This is a genomic window from Streptomyces sp. MK7 (genome assembly GCF_032658145.1).
Taxonomy (GTDB): Bacteria; Actinomycetota; Actinomycetes; order Streptomycetales; family Streptomycetaceae; genus Streptomyces; species Streptomyces spiralis.
In genome coordinates this window covers 1-2,093 of the sequence record NZ_JAVACL010000115.1, presented here as the reverse complement: position 1 = coordinate 2,093, position 2,093 = coordinate 1, and the positions used below count along the sequence as shown (strand labels likewise).

Sequence of the window (2,093 nt, the reverse complement as noted above, 5' to 3'; positions counted from 1 at the left end):
CTGGTCAGAGGCCAGTACATCAGCGAATGTCTGATGCTGGTTGCTCATGGGTGGAACGTTGACTACTCGGCACGGTCCAGGACGGACCAGGCGCTAGTACTGCTCTTCGGGGCGTGGAACGCTGATCTGGTCGGCTGATCGTGTCGGGCACGCTGTTGGGTGTCTGAGGGTGCGGCCGTGAGGCCGGGAAGCCTTCGATGCCGGCCCCAGTGCACTCGAGTCTTCGGCTCGGGGTGATGGGTGGTTGGTCGTTGTTTGAGAACTGCACAGTGGACGCGAGCATCTGTGGCCAAGTTTTTAAGGGCGCACGGTGGATGCCTTGGCACCAGGAACCGATGAAGGACGTGGGAGGCCGCGATAGTCCCCGGGGAGTCGTCAACCAGGCTTTGATCCGGGGGTTTCCGAATGGGGAAACCCGGCAGTCGTCATGGGCTGTCACCCACTGCTGAACACATAGGCAGTGTGGAGGGAACGCGGGGAAGTGAAACATCTCAGTACCCGCAGGAAGAGAAAACAACCGTGATTCCGGGAGTAGTGGCGAGCGAAACCGGATGAGGCTAAACCTTCGGCGTGTGAGACCCGGCAGGGGTTGCGTCGTGGGGGTTGTGGGATCTCTCTTGATCAGTCTGCCGGCTGGTCGGTGAGTCAGAAACCGTTGATGTAGGCGAAGGACATGCGAAAGGTCCGGCGTAGAGGGTAAGACCCCCGTAGTCGAAATGTCAGCGGCTTGCTTGAGAGACACCCAAGTAGCACGGGGCCCGAGAAATCCCGTGTGAATCTGGCGGGACCACCCGCTAAGCCTAAATATTCCCTGGTGACCGATAGCGGATAGTACCGTGAGGGAATGGTGAAAAGTACCCCGGGAGGGGAGTGAAATAGTACCTGAAACCGTGTGCCTACAAGCCGTGGGAGCGTCGGGTAGGAACTTGTTCCTGCCTCGTGACTGCGTGCCTTTTGAAGAATGAGCCTGCGAGTTTGCGGTGTGTTGCGAGGTTAACCCGGGTGGGGTAGCCGTAGCGAAAGCGAGTCCGAAGAGGGCGTTTCAGTAGCATGCTCAAGACCCGAAGCGGAGTGATCTAGCCATGGGCAGGTTGAAGCGGAGGTAAGACTTCGTGGAGGACCGAACCCACCAGGGTTGAAAACCTGGGGGATGACCTGTGGTTAGGGGTGAAAGGCCAATCAAACTCCGTGATAGCTGGTTCTCCCCGAAATGCATTTAGGTGCAGCGTCGTGTGTTTCTTGCCGGAGGTAGAGCACTGGATAGGCGATGGGCCCTACCGGGTTACTGACCTTAGCCAAACTCCGAATGCCGGTAAGTGAGAGCGCGGCAGTGAGACTGTGGGGGATAAGCTCCATGGTCGAGAGGGAAACAGCCCAGAGCATCGACTAAGGCCCCTAAGCGTACGCTAAGTGGGAAAGGATGTGGAGTCGCACAGACAACCAGGAGGTTGGCTTAGAAGCAGCCACCCTTGAAAGAGTGCGTAATAGCTCACTGGTCAAGTGATTCCGCGCCGACAATGTAGCGGGGCTCAAGCGTACCGCCGAAGTCGTGTCATTGACATATACAGCCCTAACGGGTGTGTTGATGGGTAGGGGAGCGTCGTCTGCCGGGTGAAGCAGCACCGGAAGGTAGTTGTGGACGGTTGACGAGTGAGAATGCAGGCATGAGTAGCGATTCACACGTGAGAAACGTGTGCGCCGATTGACTAAGGGTTCCTGGGTCAAGCTGATCTGCCCAGGGTAAGTCGGGACCTAAGGCGAGGCCGACAGGCGTAGTCGATGGATAACCGGTTGATATTCCGGTACCCGCTGTGAAGCGTCAAACATCGAGCATCGTGATGCTAAGGCCGTGAAACCGCCGAGTGCGTCTTCGGACAATCTCGGAGTGGTGGAGCCGCCGGACCAAGCGGTTAGTAGGTGAGTGATGGGGTGACGCAGGAAGGTAGTCCATCCCGGGCGGTGGTTGTCCCGGGGTAAGGGTGTAGCCCGAGTGGTAGGTAAATCCGCCACTCATGTGGGTGAGACCTGATGCCGAGCCGATTGTGGTGAAGTGGATGATCCTATGCTGTCGAGAAAAGCCTCTAGCGAGTTTC

1 rRNA gene is annotated in these 2,093 nt (G+C 57.9%); it reads left to right on the top strand.

From position 1 onward, the window contains the following. Window positions 1–287 precede the first annotated feature (287 nt). Window positions 288–2,093 (top strand): 23S ribosomal RNA (locus R2S09_RS40045); the annotation flags it as partial.